The organism is Prevotella sp. P3-92 (assembly GCF_002251205.1).
Taxonomy (GTDB): Bacteria; Bacteroidota; Bacteroidia; order Bacteroidales; family Bacteroidaceae; genus Prevotella.
This window is the reverse complement of the sequence record NZ_NPJE01000041.1, coordinates 25711-43673: the sequence shown is the minus strand read 5'-3', so window position 1 is coordinate 43673 and position 17963 is coordinate 25711. Positions and strand designations below refer to the sequence as shown.

Genomic DNA, 17963 nt, shown 5'->3' with positions numbered 1-17963 from the left:
GAAATAAAAGCACGATAAGTGGAAAATATAGGTTAATTTTGCATCGTGAAACATTTAGAAAACATTTTTAATGCTCTTAAAGGGGGACTTTTAACACTCTCGCTGGTATTGTCGCAAGCAGTATGGGCACAACCTTATGCCCCCGTTGGAAGCAATAGCGGAACTGTTGCTGTGGAAGATGAAAACAAAGAAAAAGCGTCGGATACGAACGCAACAGGCCAGCCCGACTTGTTTGCCCAGCGAATGGATTCTGTAGAAATCAGTCTCCTAACTTGTCAGCCTCACGACGAAATATACAGTCTTTACGGACATACTGCAATTCGCTATCATGAATTGTGGCCTAAAGGCATTGATGTCGCTTTCAATTACGGTGTCTTTGACTTCAGAAAGCCTTTCTTTATAGGAAGATTTGTATTAGGATGGACCGACTACGAATTAGGAGCTTACCCCTATACTTTATTTAAAGAGGAATACCGACGCTTTGGAAGCATGGTTACCGAACAGGTTCTCAATCTTACTACCGAAGAGAAGCTATGCTTGAAAAATGCACTTGCAGATAATCTTCAGGACGGAAACCGTATCTATCGTTATAATTACTTTTATAGCAACTGTACTACGAAGGCACGCGATATTATAGAACAATGTATTTCCGGGAAGCTCATATATGAGCCACGGGATAATTATCAGCCAACCTATCGTGAAATGATTCATGAGATGACAAAACGTCACCCATGGGCTGCTTTTGGCAATGACATGCTGTTGGGAATCCGTTCTGACATAAAGACAGACCAAAGGCAACAAGAATTTTTGCCTAATAATCTCATGTATGATTTTGACCATGCACGCATCTTCGCTAATGGCGAATATCGTCCGTTGGTGAAAGAACGAAGAGTGGCTGTTCCGGCTGGTGTTCAGCTGTTAAAGTCTGAGTTTCCATTATCGCCAACAGCTTGCGCTATCATCATCAGCTTATTGGCGTTAGCTCTATTTGTTGTTCAATGCCGAGTACATAAGATTCTGTTAGCTTGGGACATACTGTTGGTCGCCATACAGTCAATCATCGGACTGTTGCTCTTTGTGATGCTTTTCTCTGAGCATCCTACGACCACCCTGAATCTGCAGATCCTACTCTTCAACCCTATCCCACTTTTTTTTCTTTATAAGGTTGTTCGAGGAAAGAAAACAATCTATTGGAACATAGCCTTAGTCCTTGTTATATTCTTCCTTATTGGAGGAATTTGGCAGGATTATGCAGAAGGCATCTGGAGTTTGGCATTATGTTTGCTGTTACAAAGTATCGTACATATAAAAAATAATAATAAAGTGCCAGAACAAAGGCAGCAGAAACCTGCAAAATGAAGAATAGATATATCTACATCACACTCATGAGTTTGCTTGGGCTTACAGCAGAAGCACAAGCACAACTTATAGCACAGGCTCCTAGACTGGTGGTCAATATTCAAATAGACCAACTGCGTACTGACTTTCTGGAAACATACGCTCCTCTTTATGGGCCAGACGGATTCAACAGATTGTTGAAGCACGGAATGGTGTTTACGAATGGAGCGTACAATTTCTCACCTGTTGACCGCGCATCAGCCATTGCCTCTGTCCAGACCGGAACATCACCCTACTATCACGGAATAACAGCTTTTGAATGGCTCGACAAAGAAACCCTACGTCCACAACAATGTGTGCGCGATACTAAGGTTGGATATTCACCTAACCATCTAGGGACTTCTACTTTGGGAGATGAATTAAAGATTGCAACCAATGGTATCGGAAAGGTCTATTCGTTTGCAGCAACTGCCGATGCAGCCATCCTTTCTGCCGGACATGCAGCTGATGGAGTATTGTGGGTCAATAACAACCAATGGACATCCACCACGTATTATCAGCCTTACGACAAATGGATTTCCGGTTATTCCAGACTATATGCGCCAGGAACAGACGTCAATGCAGGAATTACAACTGCAGCGTTGGAATGTGTCAAACAGGCAGGAATCGGTATTGATGATAAACCCGACCTGATCAACCTCACCTATGAGGCTGGTCGCACGATGGAGTCGTATGTAAAACTCGATGAGAATATTTCAACCCTCATTCAAGGAATAGAAGGACATCTCAATAGAAACCGCATCCTATTTGTGATTTCAGGAACAGCCTATCGGGAGGAAACAGAAGATGATCATGCTACTAATGCACGCTTCCGAATCCCAACAGGAAATTTCTATATCAACCGAACGGCAAATCTTCTTAACATGTATCTTGGTGCAATCTTCGGACAAGCACAATACATAGAATATTGCTACCATAATCAGCTATTCTTCAATCGTCAGACTTTAAGACAAAAGAATATCAATCTCGGAGACTTGATGGAGCGTTCGCAGGAATTTCTCCTTCAAATTTCCGGAATACGTAACGTCTATACTGCTAATCAGTTGCTAATAAGCGATAATCATCTGCTTGAACCTATTCGCAACGGATTTAATATAGAAAAATGCGGTGACTTGATTATTGACATCACTCCAGGTTGGCAACTCGTTAACGAGGAAACCTTGGAAAAGTCAACATCACGCGCTTACAACATTCCTTTCCCTATTATTATTTACGGAGACGGTGTCCGGAGCGAACGCGTACAGACACCTGTCACAGCCGACAGAATTGCTCCAACAATAGCCCGTTCCATACGCATCAGGGCTCCTAATGCCTGTTCGGCAGTCCCTCTTTTCTAAAGACGACGGACAATAAATATCAGTTAACTTGCAACTTTACGGAATATTATTAGTAACTTTGCAAGCGTTTTTACGTAAAATGATAATAGTAATCAAAGAAAAAGAAACAAAACAAATATGAACTTAACGAAAATATTGACATCACTCTTCGGTAATAAATCGACGAGAGATATGAAACTCATCCAGCCGTTGGTGGAAAAGGTTAAAGCCGTATATCCAGAAATACAGAAATTGGACAACGACCAGTTACGTCAACGCACTCGCGACATACAAAAACGCATACGGGAATCTGCCAAAGAACAAAAAGCAGAAATCAAGAGACTTAAAGATACCATCGAAGAAACACCTATTGATGAACGTGCCGACATCTTTGCCAAAATCGACAAACTGGAGAAAGAAGTTCTCGACATCTTTGAAAAACAGCTTGACGAAGCGATGCCTGAGGCTTTCAGCATCGTCAAGGAAACTGCACGCCGATTTGCCGAAAACGAAGAAACAATTGTTACTGCAACCGATTTCGACCGCGAACTGGCATCAGATCCAAGAAAAGACTTTATTACCATTGACGGAGATAAAGCTATTTATCACAACCATTGGACCGCAGGAGGAAACGACCTTAAATGGGAAATGGTACACTATGATGTACAGCTGTTTGGTGGTACTGTGCTCCATCAGGGAAAAATTGCCGAAATGGCAACTGGTGAAGGTAAAACCCTCGTAGCCACTCTTCCTGTATTCCTTAATGCCCTGACAGGAAACGGTGTCCATGTGGTAACTGTCAACGATTATCTAGCTAAGCGTGACTCTGAATGGATGGGACCGCTTTACATGTTCCATGGTCTTTCTGTAGATTGTATCGACAAGCATCAGCCTAACTCAGATGCAAGACGTCGTGCTTACCAGTGTGACATTACTTTCGGTACCAACAACGAATTTGGTTTCGACTATCTGCGTGATAATATGGCCACCTCACCACAGGACCTCGTCCAGCGCGCACACAACTATGCCATCGTCGATGAGGTAGATAGCGTGTTGATTGATGATGCACGTACTCCTCTGATCATCTCTGGTCCTGTTCCTAAAGGTGACGACCAGATGTTTGAGGAATATCAGCCTCTCGTAGAAAAAATCGTGGCTGTACAGCGTCAACTTGCTACACAATACTTGGCAGAGGCTAAGCAGAAAATCAGCGAAGGACAAGCAAAAGGTGACAAGAAGCTCACAGAAGAGGGTTTCCTTGCCTTGTTCCGTTCGTTCAAGTCGCTCCCTAAAAACAAACCGCTCATCAAATTCCTCTCTGAAGAGGGTATTAAAACCGGACTTCAGAATACTGAGAATACCTACATGGAGAACAACAACCGACGCATGCCAGAAGCAGTTGAACCTCTGTACTTTGTAGTTGATGAAAAGCTGAACTCATGTGACTTAACCGACAAAGGAACGGCATGGTTAGCCCAACAGGTGAATGACTCAGAACTCTTTGTATTGCCCGATATCGCCGGACAGCTGTCGGCTCTTGAAGCAGATAGCAGCCTTTCTGAGGAAGAGCGCGTGACCAAGAAAGATGAGTTGCTCAGCCATTACGCTATCCAAAGCGAACGCGTACACACCTTGCAGCAGTTGCTCAAAGCATACACCATGTTTAATAAAGATGATGAGTATGTTGTGATTGACGGTGAAGTGAAGATTGTCGATGAGCAAACCGGACGTATCATGGAAGGACGCCGTTGGAGCGATGGATTGCATCAGGCTGTGGAAGCCAAGGAACATGTGAAAGTGGAAGCTGCAACACAGACCTTCGCCACCATTACACTCCAAAACTATTTTCGTATGTACCATAAACTCGCAGGTATGACAGGTACTGCTTCTACCGAGGCAGGTGAGTTTTGGGACATCTACAAACTCGATGTTGTTGAAATTCCAACAAACCGTCCTGTTATCCGTAAGGATATGGACGACAGAATCTATAAAACCGCACGCGAGAAATACAATGCTGTCATTGAGGAAATTGAGGAAATGCGCAATAGCGGACGCCCTGTACTTGTAGGTACAACCTCCGTTGAAATCTCTGAATTGCTCTCTAAAATGCTCAATATGCGAAAGATTCCTCATCAAGTCCTGAATGCCAAGCTCCACCATAAGGAGGCTGACATTGTGGCAGAGGCAGGACGCAGTAATTTGGGACGTGTAGAGATTGTTGATGAAGAAGGTAATAAACACGTAGAAGAACGTATGCTTGGTGCCGTGACTATTGCAACCAACATGGCTGGACGTGGTACCGACATCAAACTGACTGCAGAAGTGAAAGCTGCAGGAGGTCTGGCAATCATTGGTACTGAGCGTCATGAAAGCCGACGGGTTGACCGTCAGTTGCGTGGACGTGCTGGACGTCAGGGAGACCCAGGTTCATCAGTATTCTATGTATCTCTTGAAGATAAGCTCATGCGTCTGTTTGGTTCTGAACGTATTGCCTCTGTTATGGACCGCTTAGGTTTCAAGGAAGGCGAACGCATCGAGAGTCCGATGATGAGCAAGCAGATTGAACGTGCACAGCGTAAGGTAGAGGAAAACAACTTTGGTATCCGTAAACGTCTTTTGGAATATGATGACGTCATGAACCGTCAACGTACCGTTATCTATGAGAAACGTCGCCATGCCTTGATGGGAGAACGTATCGGAATGGATATTGCCAATATGCTTTGGGACCGTGTTGCTACTACTATCGAGCAAAACGACTATGAAGGATGCCGTGAAGCTTTCATTCGTTTGTTTGCCATGGAAGTGCCTTTCACCGAAGAACAACTGCAGTCTGGACATCTTGAAGAACTGGAAGAAAACTCCTACAAGAAAGTGATGGAAGCCTTTGAGCGTAAGACAGAACACATCTGTGAGATTGCTCAACCCGTCATAGAGAAAGTCTATACCGAACAAGGTGACCGTTTTGACAGAATAGCAGTTCCTTTGACTGACGGACGACGACTCTATCAGATTCCTTGCAACCTAAAGGAAGCATACGAAACAAAATCGAAGTCTATTGTCAAGCAGTTTGAAAAACAAATGTTGCTCCACGTCATCGATGAGGCATGGAAAGAAAACCTCCGCGCACTCGACGAACTTCGTCACTCGGTACAGAATGCTTCATACGAACAGAAAGACCCCTTGCTCATCTTCAAGTTGGAAAGTGCAAAGGTATGGGATAACATGATTAACGATATGAACAATCGCATCGTCTCTGTACTCATGCGCACCACTATTCCGGAAATGCAGCAAGTGGAAGAGGCTGGTCCAGAACCAGCTCAACGTCCACACCAGCAATACACGGAAAACAAACCAACCGTTGAGCAGGAGCAGATGAGGGATCCTAACATGCGTGCGGCAGCCGCTCACGACACACGTGCACAACAGCCACGTACTCCTATCGTCAAGGAAAAAATGCCAGGACGTAACGACCCATGTCCTTGCGGTTCGGGTAAGAAATTCAAAAACTGCCACGGACGCGGATTAGTATAAACAAATCATGCAGCACACCACACGTTATCATGCGGTGTGTTGCATTCTCAATAAGTTGCACACGCTGTGCGCAGCGAAAATACAAATAACAGTCAAGGATAAAACCAATAGAAATCAACAATGATTACCATAAACAATCTTCAGAAGAATTTCGGAACTACAGTAGCTTCTTCCATCGAATACTTTGAAATAACAGATGGAGAGATTCTCGGCCTCGTTGGCAACAATGGTGCAGGTAAGACTACCCTATTCCGACTCATGCTCGATTTGCTCAAAGCGGATTCCGGCTTTGTTACTATTGATGGCATTAACCCCAGTGAGAATGAAGATTGGAAACAACATGTTGGCGCTTATATCGATGAGGGATTCCTGATAGACTTTCTTACGCCAGAAGAATATTTCGCCTTTTTGGGAAAAGTGTCAGGAATGACCAAAGAACAATCTGAGAAGCGTATGGAAGATTTTACTGACTTTGCTGCAGGAGAGATTTTTGGACAGAAGAAACTAATCCGAAACCTATCGGCTGGTAACAAGCAGAAGGTGGGTATTATATCTGCCCTATATAGACGTCCCAGCATCGTCATCCTCGACGAACCCTTCAATTTCCTTGATCCGAGCAGTCAGACACTACTCAAACACTTACTGACTGACTATGTGGCACAGACCAAGGCAACCCTACTGATCTCAAGCCACAATCTTCAGCACACAGTAGATATTTCTACACGAATAGCTCTACTCGAACACGGATGCATTATCCGTGACTTAGACAATAAAAACCAACAAGCCATACACGAGCTGGATTTGTATTTCGGCAGTTAACACATGGACAAAAAACATCTCTCCAAACTATATAAATTTTAATAATAAGAAAGGGATGTCTGAATTTGCCACAAACTGTGTGTAGGTTATCGTTGGCACGTTATTTGCAATCATGTTTTCAGTTATGACAAATCAGTTTTCAGAAAAGATATCAGAAATACTCGCATACTCGCGAGAAGAAGCCATACGGCTCGCAAACCGTTGTGTGGCTCCAGAACACCTGTTGCTGGGAATGATGCGCCTACGCGAAAGCACTACCAACAGTCTGTTTCATCGCCTCGGCATCGACAGTCAATCGGTCAAGGAAAAACTTGAGGAACTTGCCCGTAACGAGAAAGTTGCCATAAGTGAAGAACAGTCTGACATCATTCTCACTCCACAAGCTAACAATATTTTGAAACTGGCCGTTCTTGAAGCACGTTTCGGTCACAGTCAACAAGTGGAAGAAGAACATCTGTTGCTTGCCATCATGCACGATGCGGCAAACAATGGTGCAAAACAAATTTTGGAATCCAACAACATGAACTACGAAGAAATACGTTCTTTACTCCATGTCACAAATGGTGTAGGACTTCCTGAGGAAGAATTCGAAGAAGAGCAGAAAAAAGCTAATTCTTCTAACCAAAGCAATGGAAATACTACCACTACACAACAAGACAAACAGAAATCGAAAACTCCCATGCTCGATAATTTCTCAACCGATCTGACTCTTCAGGCTCGAAACAACAAACTTGATGAGGTTGTGGGACGAGAGAAAGAGATGATGCGGGTCATGGAAATTCTGGGACGCAGAAAGAAGAATAACCCTATTCTGATTGGTGAACCTGGCGTAGGAAAGAGCGCTATTGTGGAAGGATTGGCACAAGCCATCGCCAACAAGAAATGCCCTCCTTTATTGTTTGGTAAACGTGTATTAACGCTCGATCTTACAGGGGTTGTTGCTGGTACGAAATATCGTGGACAGTTTGAAGAACGCATACGGCAGCTCATTAAGGAACTCGAACAGAATGATGATGTCATCATCTTCATTGATGAAATCCATACCCTCATAGGCGCTGGTTCAACACCAGGCTCTATGGATGCTGCCAATATTCTCAAACCAGCATTGGCACGTGGTGTGATACAATGTATCGGAGCTACCACACTTGACGAATATAGAAATTCCATCGAAAAGGATGGAGCTTTGGAACGCCGATTCCAAAAAGTCATAGTAGAGCAGAATACTCCCGCAGAGACGCTTCAGATACTTCACAATATCAAGCATCACTACGAGAAGCATCATCACGTGAACTATACCGATGAGGCTCTTGCTGCATGCGTTAGTCTCACGGAGCGATACATCAGCGACAGACAACAACCGGATAAAGCCATTGATGTAATGGATGAAGTCGGGGCACGTCTGCACTTGACAAACACACAAGTTCCGGCAGAAATCATCGAAAAGGAAAAACAACTCAAGGAGGCAAGCGAAAAGAAACGCCAAGCGGTGAAAAACCAGAATTACGAATTGGCTGCCAGTCATCGTGATCGAGAAGCGCAACTCCAACAGGAACTGGATGCCCTTAATACTAATTGGCAGAATGGTGAAGACATAGACCGCCAGAATGTCAGTCTTAAGGATGTACAAGACGTTGTTTCGATCATGACTGGTGTTCCTGTACAACGCTTAGCGCAAGCCGAAGGTATCCGATTGAAAGGCATGAACCTGAAACTGCAGGAAGAGGTTGTGGCACAAGACAAAGCCATCGATAAGATGGTAAAAGCAATCATGCGCAACCGGGTGGGACTGAAAGAACCTAACCATCCTATCGGCGTATTCATGTTCATTGGTCCTACGGGAGTAGGTAAAACCTATCTGGCGAAGAAACTCGCAGAATTTATGTTCGGCAGTAGTGATGCGCTCATTCGTGTTGACATGAGTGAATATACCGAATCGTTCAACGTGTCCAGACTGGTTGGTGCACCTCCAGGTTACGTTGGTTACGAGGAAGGTGGTCAGTTGACCGAACGCGTTCGTCGTCGTCCCTACTCCATCGTACTACTTGATGAGATTGAAAAGGCACATAGTAACGTTTTCAACCTCTTGCTTCAAGTTCTCGACGAAGGTCGTCTGACTGATGGTAACGGACGCTTTGTGGATTTCCGCAATACGGTTATCATTATGACCTCTAATGCAGGTACACGCCAACTGAAGGATTTCGGTCGGGGTGTAGGCTTTAACACAGCAGGAAACAGTTCATTCATGCTCAATGACCAGGATAAGGAACATGCGCGCAGTATTGTGCAGAAAGCATTGTCTAAACAGTTCTCACCAGAGTTTCTGAACCGCATGGACGAGATTATCACCTTTGAGCAGTTGGATTTAGAGGCTATTAAGAAAATCATCGACATCGAACTACGCGGACTTTTCAAACGTATGGAAGCACTCGGCTATCAAGTGCAGATAACCGACGAAGCCAAGGCTTTTGTTGCAGAACGCGGCTATGATGTGCAATTTGGTGCGCGTCCATTGAAACGTGCGATTCAGAACTATATAGAAGATGGTATTGCAGAACTTATCATCGATGGAGAACTGGAGGCTAACAGTACCATATCAATAAGCAAAGAGGAAGGAAAAAGTGAATTGACTATCCATAAGATATAATCTTCACCTTCTTACTCCAATATATGAATACTAAGGCATCATCTACCTTTCAAAGGTAAGATGGTGCTTTTTTCTTATTGTGCTCCCAAACAGGCGAAAAAGCAATGTTTTTTCTGTTTTTATACATATTTGCTACAAAAAGAAAGAAATATAGCATATTTTTTGATAATTTGTTTGGTATTTCAGATTTTTGATGTAATTTTGCAACCGAAAACAAAAAAGAAGTAGAAAAAACGTTATAATTTAACCAAAAAAGAAAAAATTATGAATGCAGCACAAGTTGTAGAAAATCTGAAACAAAGATTTCCCAATGAGCCTGAGTACATTCAGGCCGTAAGTCAGGTACTTCCAACTATTGAGGAAGAGTACAACAAGCACCCTGAATTTGAGAAAGCTAATCTGATTGAGCGTCTTTGCGTGCCCGATCGCGTTTACGAATTCCGCATCACATGGGTTGACGATAAGGGAAATGTTCAGACCAACATGGGATATCGCATCCAACACAACAACGCCATTGGTCCGTACAAAGGCGGTCTGCGTTACCACAAGAGTGTAAATCTGGGAATTCTGAAGTTTCTCGCTTTTGAACAGACTTTTAAGAACTCGCTGACAACACTTCCTATGGGTGGTGCCAAAGGTGGTTCCGATTTCTCTCCACGTGGCAAGAGCGATGCAGAGGTTATGCGTTTCTGTCAAGCATTCATGAACGAACTGTATCGAGTAATCGGTCCTGATGAAGACGTTCCTGCTGGTGACATCGGTGTTGGTGGTCGTGAAGTGGGTTACCTCTTTGGACAGTACAAGAAGCTCACCCATCAGTTCCAAGGTGTACTTACCGGTAAGGGTATCCCCTTCGGAGGTTCATTGATTCGTCCTGAAGCAACAGGTTACGGTACAGTATATTTTCTGACTTCTATGCTGGCTACTCGCGGCATCGAGCTGAAAGGCAAGAAGGTTCTGATTTCTGGTTCTGGTAATGTGGCTCAGTATGCTACAGAGAAGTGCATCCAGTTGGGAGCCACAGTACTCACCTTGTCAGACTCAGATGGCTACATCTTCGATCCCGATGGAATTGACGCTGAAAAGCTGGCTTATGTGAAAGAGCTGAAGAATGTTGAGCGTGGTCGTATCAAAGAGTATGCAGAAGAATATCCCAATGCTGTTTATCATGCTGGCGAGCGTCCTTGGCATGAGAAGGCTGATATTGCCCTTCCTTGCGCTACCCAAAACGAGATTAACGGCGAACAGGCACAGGCTCTTGTTGACAATGGCGTAATTGCCGTGGCAGAAGGTGCAAACATGCCTTCACTTCCTGAGGCTATCAAGATTTTCCAAGACAACAAGTTGCTTTATGCTCCGGGAAAAGCTTCAAACGCTGGTGGTGTATCAGTATCTGGTCTTGAAATGTCTCAGAACTCAGAGCGTCTGAGTTGGACCGCTGAAGAGGTTGACAACTACCTGAAGCGTATTATGAACGATATTCACGAAAACTGCGTGAAATACGGTACTGGTGCTGACGGATACATCAACTATGTGAAGGGTGCCAATGTTGCAGGCTTCATGAAGGTTGCATCAGCTATGATGAGTCAGGGTATTGTATAAGTTCACAGCAATCTATCTCACAAACACATATATAGATTAGCCACTGTAAATTGGGAGAGACGAGTTAAGCGTTTCTCCCAATTGTTTTTTTGTGAGCACGCCCTACACCATTAATTTGTAATGAAGAGGTAAGACGTTTCAATACCTCATCAAGTTCATAACAACTCAGATTCAATAGGTTTTACACGCGTAAAATAAGTCAATTGTTAAGTATTGGGGGTACGCAAAATACAAATTAAACCGAGGGCATCCCGAATGAATCATGATACATGAAGCAGACGAATTACAAAGTCTGATTATCTGTTTTGTAATTTATTGATTGCTTTTCCGCAGAAATAATAATACCAATAGGTATCTTTATAGTTGGTCTGCATATTGATAAGCCATTCGCGTTGCTTAGGATATCTTTGCTGAAGACTTTTCATCTCGTCAAAATCTGCCTCCATAGCAAGATTATTGAACACGATGATCGGTTGTGCACGCAGATGTTTATATAGAACGAGGGCTTCTTGGTAGTGTTTGGGCAAACTGCTGTTAATTGGATAGTATGTTGGAAGTAATTTGACAAATTGGTCAAGTTGACAATCTATCAAATAGCCACATAACATTTTATCGCCTCCGCAGTGTTTCATATCCCTACCTGACCCGGAAATGGGATAAGTAAACAGTTCATCTCCTAATCGATGCTGTTGATAAAGCGCTTCAACTCTAAGGGCTGTCAGTAGTGAATCAGTCTTGTCTGATTTGCATCCAATTTGAAGTGCTGCATCATAATCTCCCTTATTCATCAGGTTTTCCATCTGTTTTGCATATTGCTTCACGTCAGAAGATCCTGCGACCATACCGATGACAAGCATCAGTATGGTCACAAGTGAGAGAATCAGCCAAATACGGCGGATATTGTATTTCATAAGTATGCAGAGGTGTGGTTGTTTTACCTTTGTTCCACTTACAGTTTTCTGAGCACCACAGCTGATCTGGCTGGTAGATAGAGCTTGAGCCACTCTTTGCGGTCTTTCACATAGAGTTCATCGTAGTTGGTCATGTGAGTCATCGTGTCATCTGCGAATCCATTACCACCAAACTCCTTGGCATCTGTGTTGAGCACTACTTCATAGGAACCTGTAGGTACAAGGAATCCATAGTCAGTATAGGAGTGTGTTGGAGAGAAATTGAATACAAAGACAAGGTCGCCTCTCATAAAGCAAAGCACCTGATCTCCATCATTATGCCAAATTTCTGTTACGGGTGTGTTCTGGAAATTTCGTTGGCTCTTGACCACTTCCAACATTCTGCGGTCAAAATCACCAAGCCAGTGGTAGCAGAGTTCTTTGTTATCTACAAGATTCCATTGGCGTCTTGCATATTTGTACGACCATCCATTTCCTTCACGCGGGAAGTCAATCCATTCTGGATGTCCGAACTCGTTACCCATAAAATTGAGGTAACCGCCATTTATAGCTCCAAGTGTCACCAGTCGAATCATCTTATGTAGCGCGATACCCCTTCGAACAATATCGTTTTCGTCGCCTTTCTTGAAATGCCAATACATATCGGCATCTATGAGTCTGAAGATGATGGTTTTATCTCCCACAAGAGCCTGATCATGGCTTTCACAATAAGATATGGTTTTCTCGTCCGGTCGTCTGTTCTTCACTTCCCAGAAAATGCTACAAACGTTGACATCCTCATCCCTTACTTCCTTAATGGTCTTAATCCAATAGTCAGGAATATTCATAGCCATTCTGTAGTCGAAACCATACCCACCGTCTTCAAAACGTGCGGCAAGTCCTGGCATACCCGATACTTCTTCGGCAATCGTTATTGCCTTGGGATTAACTTCGTGAATCAGTTTGTTGGCCAATGTCAGATAGCAGATCGCATTGTCATCCTCATGTCCGTTGAAGTAATCTCCATAGCCTGTAAATGCTTCCCCAAGTCCGTGAGAGTAATACAGCATAGACGTAACTCCATCGAAGCGGAAGCCGTCGAAATGGTATTCTTCCAGCCAATATTTGCAATTGGAGAGTAAGAAGTGTAAGACGTCATCCTTTCCGTAGTCAAAACACAAAGAGTCCCATGCTGGATGTTCATGACGTTCACCAGGATAAAAGTATTGATTGGGATCTCCTGCAAGATTTCCGAGTCCTTCAACTTCGTTTTTCACAGCGTGCGAATGAACAACATCTATGATGACCGCAATACCCATTTTATGGGCAGTATCAATCATTTCCTTTAATTCGTCAGGAGTTCCGAAACGACTTGAAGGTGCAAAGAATGATGATACATGGTATCCAAAGGATCCATAGTAGGGATGTTCCTGGATGGCCATAACCTGAATGGCATTATATCCATCTTTCTTAACACGTGGCAATACGTTTTCCTGAAATTCACGATAAGAGCCAACCTTTTCGGCATCTTGTCCCATTCCAATGTGGCATTCATAGATAAGCAATGGTGAAATGTCAGGCTTAAAGGTCTTTTTCTTAAAGACATAAGGATGTTCAGGGTTCCACACCTGTGCTGAGAAAATCTTGGTCTGTTCGTCTTGTACCACACGTTGACACCATGCTGGTATGCGTTCACCCTCTCCACCATTCCATTTAACTTTCATTTTATAAAGGTCTCCATGTTTAATGGCCTTTTCCGAGAGTTTGAGTTCCCAGTTTCCTGTACCTTCTATACGTTTGCATTTATATTTGGGTGATTCCTGCCAGTTGTTGAAATCTCCGATGAGGTATATTTCTGTTGCATTAGGTGCCCATTCACGGAACACCCAGCCTTTTGCAAGCTTATGAAGTCCGAAATAGAGGTGTCCTGATGCAAAATCAGAAAGAGTCTTTTTCCCGTTTCTCGTCAACTGGGCGATTTTCCATAGGGCATGCTCATGTCTTCCACGAATGGCATCCTCGTAGGGTTCAAGCCAAGAGTCATTTTTTACCAGACCAATATGCTTGTTTTCCTGTTTCACACTTTTACGTGTCGTTCTCTTTGCCGCAGTCTTTGCTCCGGCTTTGGATTTTGTAGTTTTATTTGTTGTCATGATGATATTAGGCTTTAACTTTAAAAATGGCTTTCTTTATTTCATCTACACCTGCAATACACGGGGCATGACCATCCTGTGGGAAGAAGATGGCAAAACATCCGGGCTGAGCTGTCACATAACTCTCGGCAGCAAGTCCGGGTATTTTGGTAATGTCTTTCTCTTCGTTATATGCAGCCTCCGGAAGTGCTTCACGGGGAGTATATCCGTATGTTTCAGCAGCAGAGAGCGGTATCTGTATGTCGATCATCTTATTGTGGGTTTCGATAACAGCCTCGTCGGGTGTCTTTCCTTTGGCTGTCTGGATGTTGACAAAGAGGTCTTTACCCACTATCTCATGTTTGCCTTCCTCAAGTGTGTTGAGGTCGTGCTGGTTGATAAACTCCACAACTTTTGAAAACAAGGGGTTCAACGACTCATAGTCTTTCAGATGTTTTAGTTCGTCGATAATCATAATTCTATTGATTTATTTAAGGGTTGCTTATTTTGTTTTGTCTTCCTCACGATGTCCTCTTGTATAGTTACCTTGTGCTGTAACATTACCGTTGGCGTCCTTTTCTACAAAACGTCCGTCACGTCTGTCATCTACATAGGATCCCTCAAAGCGTTTGCCGTTTTTATCCTCTTCTACGGCAGGTCCGTTTCTTCGTCCGTTGATAAACTGTCCTTTGAATTTTGACCCGTCTGCAAAACGTGCTACACCTTGTCCGTGTATGGTTCCGTTTTTGAACTGTCCTTCAAAGACATCGCCGTTCTTCATCGTCAGTTTTCCGTATCCATTAGGTTTGTCGGCTTTCCATTCACCTTGATAGACGTTCCCGTTTTTCCACACAAGTATGCCCTGGCCTTGTTTGTCGCCATCCACAAAGGCTCCTGTGTATTTGTCGCCATTGGCAAATTTGAAGACGCCCATACCGGTACGTTCGCCCTGTACATAGTCACCTTCATAGACGTCGCCACTCTGAAATTTATAAATACCTTTTCCGTGTGGGGTGTCTTCTTTCCATTGTCCTACATAAACGTCACCATTGGAGTATCTGAACACTCCTTTGCCATCACGTAAATTATTTGCGTACATGCCGTCATAAGACGAGCCGTCTGGCCAATGATAAACACCTTTTCCTGATTTCATGTCGTCTTTCCACAGACCTTCATACCAAGTGCCGTCTTTGAACGTATAACGACCTTTTCCTTCGCGTTTGTCCTGTTTCCACATGCCATCATAGACGTCACCATTATAGTAGTACATCTTACCATGACCCTGTTGTTCGTCAATATACCAGAGTCCTACATACTTATTATTGTTTTGGAAATAGAACGTTCCAACGCCATGCTGGTGATCTTGGAACCATTCTCCCTCATATTTTTCACCATCGGAAAAAGTATAAGTACCCTTTCCCTGACGTTTGCCTTTGGAGTATAGACCTTCATACCAGTCCCCGTTTTTATAGGTTGCCCGACCACGTCCGTCTGGCTTTCCGCCAACCATCTCACCTTGGTATTCGCCACCATCGGCCGTTGTACACGCACCGACTTTTATCTTCTGCGCCGGTAGTGTCAATGCTGCCGTCGCTAATGTTATCGTAAGGAAATATCTCAGTCTAATAATCATTGATTCTATTTTAATAGCAATAAATCGGAACAAAGGTATGAAAAAAAATCGGTATTTATCATTTTTGTTAGCGTATATTAACGCACCATAAGGATATTTTTGTACCTTTGCAATGAAAACAAATAAAAAATCCTATAGAAAAATGAAATTCATCGCTATCATCCCAGCCCGATATGCATCTACAAGGTTTCCGGGCAAACCGTTGGCTCTTTTGGGTGGACGCCCAGTCATACAACATGTATATGAAAAGGCAGCACAGGCGCTCGACGAGGCTTATGTAGCTACCGACGACGAACGCATCGCTCGTGTGGTAGAAAGTTTTGGCGGACACGCCATCATGACAAGAGCTGACCATAAAAGTGGTACCGACCGTATTGAAGAAGCTGCAGAAAAGATAGGCACAGATGCTGATGTCGTGATTAACATTCAGGGCGACGAACCGTTTGTTGATGCTTCACAGCTCAAAACCTTACAGTCGCTTTTCGATTGTGAGGAAACGCAAATTGGTACACTTGGAAAACGCTTTGACTCCATGGAAGCTACGGAAAATCCTAACTCTCCGAAGATTGTTTGCGACAAACAGGGCTTCGCCTTGTATTTTAGCCGTTCTGTCATTCCGTTCGTACGTGGACAGGAACCTAAATCGTGGCTCAACCACTATCCATATCTCAAACATCTTGGACTTTATGCCTATCGTCGCGAAGTGCTCAGAGAAGTCACCCAACTTCCTCAGTCCCCCCTCGAACAGGCAGAGAGTCTCGAACAGTTAAGATGGTTGGAAAACGGCTACCGCATTCGTGTCGGATTGACTGATGTTGAAACCGTTGGTATTGACACCCCTGCCGACCTTGAACGCGCAGAACAGTTTCTTATCAATCAAGGGAAATAGAGATAACGATTTTCTATTATAATCACAATCTATCCACAATTCACACATGATAAGAGTTTTCACATTGCTTGCCCTCATGGGTTTTAACAGTTATCGTGGCAACGGTGGAGGCGAACTGCTTACCCGTGGTGCAGGGATTGCCAAGAAGGATATTCCTTCGCGTATAATTTATATGAGCAAGCACGACCAACGCTATTATCTCACACAAATGATAGAAAAACAGGGAACGGTAGAAGCTCTCCCACTCAACAACTGGCGATTCGTACCGGAGGAATGGACAAAACCGGCTATCGAACGTGACCGTCGTCTTATTTTCAAGGAGGATTAAGCCATGGAACAATATTTCGTATTTTGTCAATCAGACCTTGTCTTGGAGAAAGACGGTGATGTATTACGCATTCCTACCGAACCTCCTGTCGAACTCAAGCCTTGGACCAACATTCTCCATGTTGCTGGTGCGAAAGCCTACCGTATCGACCAACCTCTGACTGACAATCCACGCTATAAAATGTGTGGACTTCGACAGAGTTACTATCACCTTTCAAGTCACGACTATCTTCTCGCTGGAAAATGCCACGAACTGCTTTATTGGGATAGTAATACCAAATTCTGTGGAGTTTGTGGCGCTCCTATGAAATTCCATACAGACATCTCCAAGCGCTGCACACAATGTGGTAAGGAGGTGTGGCCACAACTGGCTACTGCTGTCATCGTACTCGTCAGCCGAGGCGATGAGGTGCTTTTGGTTCATGCCAAGAATTTCCGTGGCGATTTCTACGGTCTTGTAGCAGGATTCGTGGAAACCGGTGAGACGCTCGAAGAGGCTGTTTGCCGTGAGGTCATGGAAGAGACCGGACTGACCATCAAAAACCTGCACTATTACGGTTCACAGCCTTGGCCCTACCCTTGCGGACTGATGGTTGGGTTTCTTGCAGAATATGACAACGGAGACATTCATCTGCAGCGATCAGAACTCTCACGTGGCGCGTGGTTCAATCGTCACCACTTACCACAAATTCCAGAGAAGCTCTCCATTGCCCGCCAAATCATCGACTACTGGCTGGATCTGAAGTCTAAAGAAGATTCTAACAAAGAATAGTCAAAAGATT

The 17963-nt window shown here is 43.9% G+C and carries 12 protein-coding genes and 1 pseudogene; 9 read left to right on the top strand and 4 right to left on the bottom strand.

Annotated elements, in window-relative coordinates; translation table 11 throughout:
* Nucleotides 1-45: 45 nt before the first annotated feature.
* From CIK93_RS06740 to CIK93_RS06715, 6 genes are all read left to right on the top strand, one after another.
* The gene (locus CIK93_RS06740; RefSeq protein ID WP_094389959.1) at nucleotides 46-1359 is read left to right on the top strand and encodes a DUF4105 domain-containing protein; all 1314 of its coding nucleotides are present in this window, start codon (nucleotides 46-48) and stop codon (nucleotides 1357-1359) included.
* Nucleotides 1356-2735 carry an alkaline phosphatase family protein gene (locus tag CIK93_RS06735; RefSeq protein WP_094446963.1) on the top strand — a complete coding sequence of 460 codons (1380 nt, stop codon included), beginning with the start codon at nucleotides 1356-1358 and terminating at the stop codon, nucleotides 2733-2735. Before CIK93_RS06740 ends, CIK93_RS06735 begins: the two co-directional genes overlap by 4 nt.
* Before the next feature lie 117 nt (nucleotides 2736-2852).
* The gene (secA, locus tag CIK93_RS06730; RefSeq protein WP_094446962.1) at nucleotides 2853-6245 is read left to right on the top strand and encodes a preprotein translocase subunit SecA; all 3393 of its coding nucleotides are present in this window, start codon (nucleotides 2853-2855) and stop codon (nucleotides 6243-6245) included.
* Between the two features lie 120 nt (nucleotides 6246-6365).
* On the top strand, nucleotides 6366-7064 hold the full coding sequence (locus CIK93_RS06725) for an ABC transporter ATP-binding protein (protein ID WP_094389956.1): 699 nt from the start codon (nucleotides 6366-6368) through the stop codon (nucleotides 7062-7064).
* A gap of 124 nt (nucleotides 7065-7188) precedes the next feature.
* Nucleotides 7189-9708: an ATP-dependent Clp protease ATP-binding subunit gene (locus CIK93_RS06720; protein WP_094446961.1), complete on the top strand. Its 2520-nt coding sequence runs from the start codon at nucleotides 7189-7191 to the stop codon at nucleotides 9706-9708.
* Between the two features lie 264 nt (nucleotides 9709-9972).
* Nucleotides 9973-11310, top strand: a complete 1338-nt coding sequence (locus tag CIK93_RS06715; RefSeq protein WP_094389954.1) for an NADP-specific glutamate dehydrogenase — start codon at nucleotides 9973-9975, stop codon at nucleotides 11308-11310.
* Between the two features lie 296 nt (nucleotides 11311-11606).
* On the opposite strand, the gene CIK93_RS06710 is transcribed toward CIK93_RS06715, so the two are convergent.
* From CIK93_RS06710 to CIK93_RS06695, 4 genes are read right to left on the bottom strand one after another with little or no spacing between them, the layout of a single operon-like run.
* Nucleotides 11607-12221 (bottom strand): DUF6057 family protein, encoded by a 615-nt coding sequence (locus tag CIK93_RS06710; RefSeq protein WP_094446960.1) that lies wholly within the window; start codon nucleotides 12219-12221, stop codon nucleotides 11607-11609.
* A gap of 38 nt (nucleotides 12222-12259) precedes the next feature.
* Nucleotides 12260-14353 carry an alpha amylase C-terminal domain-containing protein gene (locus CIK93_RS06705; RefSeq protein ID WP_094436748.1) on the bottom strand — a complete coding sequence of 698 codons (2094 nt, stop codon included), beginning with the start codon at nucleotides 14351-14353 and terminating at the stop codon, nucleotides 12260-12262.
* A gap of 7 nt (nucleotides 14354-14360) precedes the next feature.
* On the bottom strand, nucleotides 14361-14807 hold the full coding sequence (locus tag CIK93_RS06700; protein ID WP_094389951.1) for a YhcH/YjgK/YiaL family protein: 447 nt from the start codon (nucleotides 14805-14807) through the stop codon (nucleotides 14361-14363).
* Nucleotides 14808-14834: 27 nt separating this feature from the next.
* Entirely contained in the window at nucleotides 14835-15965 is a 1131-nt protein-coding gene (locus CIK93_RS06695) for a phosphatidylinositol-4-phosphate 5-kinase (protein ID WP_094389950.1), read from the bottom strand.
* A gap of 142 nt (nucleotides 15966-16107) precedes the next feature.
* Here CIK93_RS06695 and kdsB point away from each other — a divergent pair, with 142 nt between their 5' ends.
* The 3 genes and pseudogenes from kdsB (at nucleotide 16108) to nudC (ending at nucleotide 17953) form a co-directional block, all read left to right on the top strand.
* Nucleotides 16108-16854: a 3-deoxy-manno-octulosonate cytidylyltransferase gene (gene kdsB / locus CIK93_RS06690; RefSeq protein ID WP_094446959.1), complete on the top strand. Its 747-nt coding sequence runs from the start codon at nucleotides 16108-16110 to the stop codon at nucleotides 16852-16854.
* Between the two features lie 76 nt (nucleotides 16855-16930).
* Nucleotides 16931-17182, top strand: a pseudogene (locus CIK93_RS06685) (bifunctional metallophosphatase/5'-nucleotidase); the annotation flags it as partial.
* A gap of 3 nt (nucleotides 17183-17185) precedes the next feature.
* The gene (gene nudC, locus CIK93_RS06680) at nucleotides 17186-17953 is read left to right on the top strand and encodes an NAD(+) diphosphatase (protein ID WP_094446958.1); all 768 of its coding nucleotides are present in this window, start codon (nucleotides 17186-17188) and stop codon (nucleotides 17951-17953) included.
* The last annotated feature ends 10 nt before the right edge of the window (nucleotides 17954-17963 follow it).

Coding starts and splice junctions, on each gene's coding strand:
- CIK93_RS06735 (WP_094446963.1), top strand. CDS start 1,356: ATGAAGAATAGATATATCTACATCACACTCATGAGTTTGCTTGGGCTT.
- secA (WP_094446962.1), top strand. CDS start 2,853: ATGAACTTAACGAAAATATTGACATCACTCTTCGGTAATAAATCGACG.
- CIK93_RS06725 (WP_094389956.1), top strand. CDS start 6,366: ATGATTACCATAAACAATCTTCAGAAGAATTTCGGAACTACAGTAGCT.
- CIK93_RS06720 (WP_094446961.1), top strand. CDS start 7,189: ATGACAAATCAGTTTTCAGAAAAGATATCAGAAATACTCGCATACTCG.
- CIK93_RS06715 (WP_094389954.1), top strand. CDS start 9,973: ATGAATGCAGCACAAGTTGTAGAAAATCTGAAACAAAGATTTCCCAAT.
- CIK93_RS06710 (WP_094446960.1), bottom strand. CDS start 12,221: ATGAAATACAATATCCGCCGTATTTGGCTGATTCTCTCACTTGTGACC.
- CIK93_RS06705 (WP_094436748.1), bottom strand. CDS start 14,353: ATGACAACAAATAAAACTACAAAATCCAAAGCCGGAGCAAAGACTGCG.
- CIK93_RS06700 (WP_094389951.1), bottom strand. CDS start 14,807: ATGATTATCGACGAACTAAAACATCTGAAAGACTATGAGTCGTTGAAC.
- CIK93_RS06695 (WP_094389950.1), bottom strand. CDS start 15,965: ATGATTATTAGACTGAGATATTTCCTTACGATAACATTAGCGACGGCA.
- kdsB (WP_094446959.1), top strand. CDS start 16,108: ATGAAATTCATCGCTATCATCCCAGCCCGATATGCATCTACAAGGTTT.
- nudC (WP_094446958.1), top strand. CDS start 17,186: ATGGAACAATATTTCGTATTTTGTCAATCAGACCTTGTCTTGGAGAAA.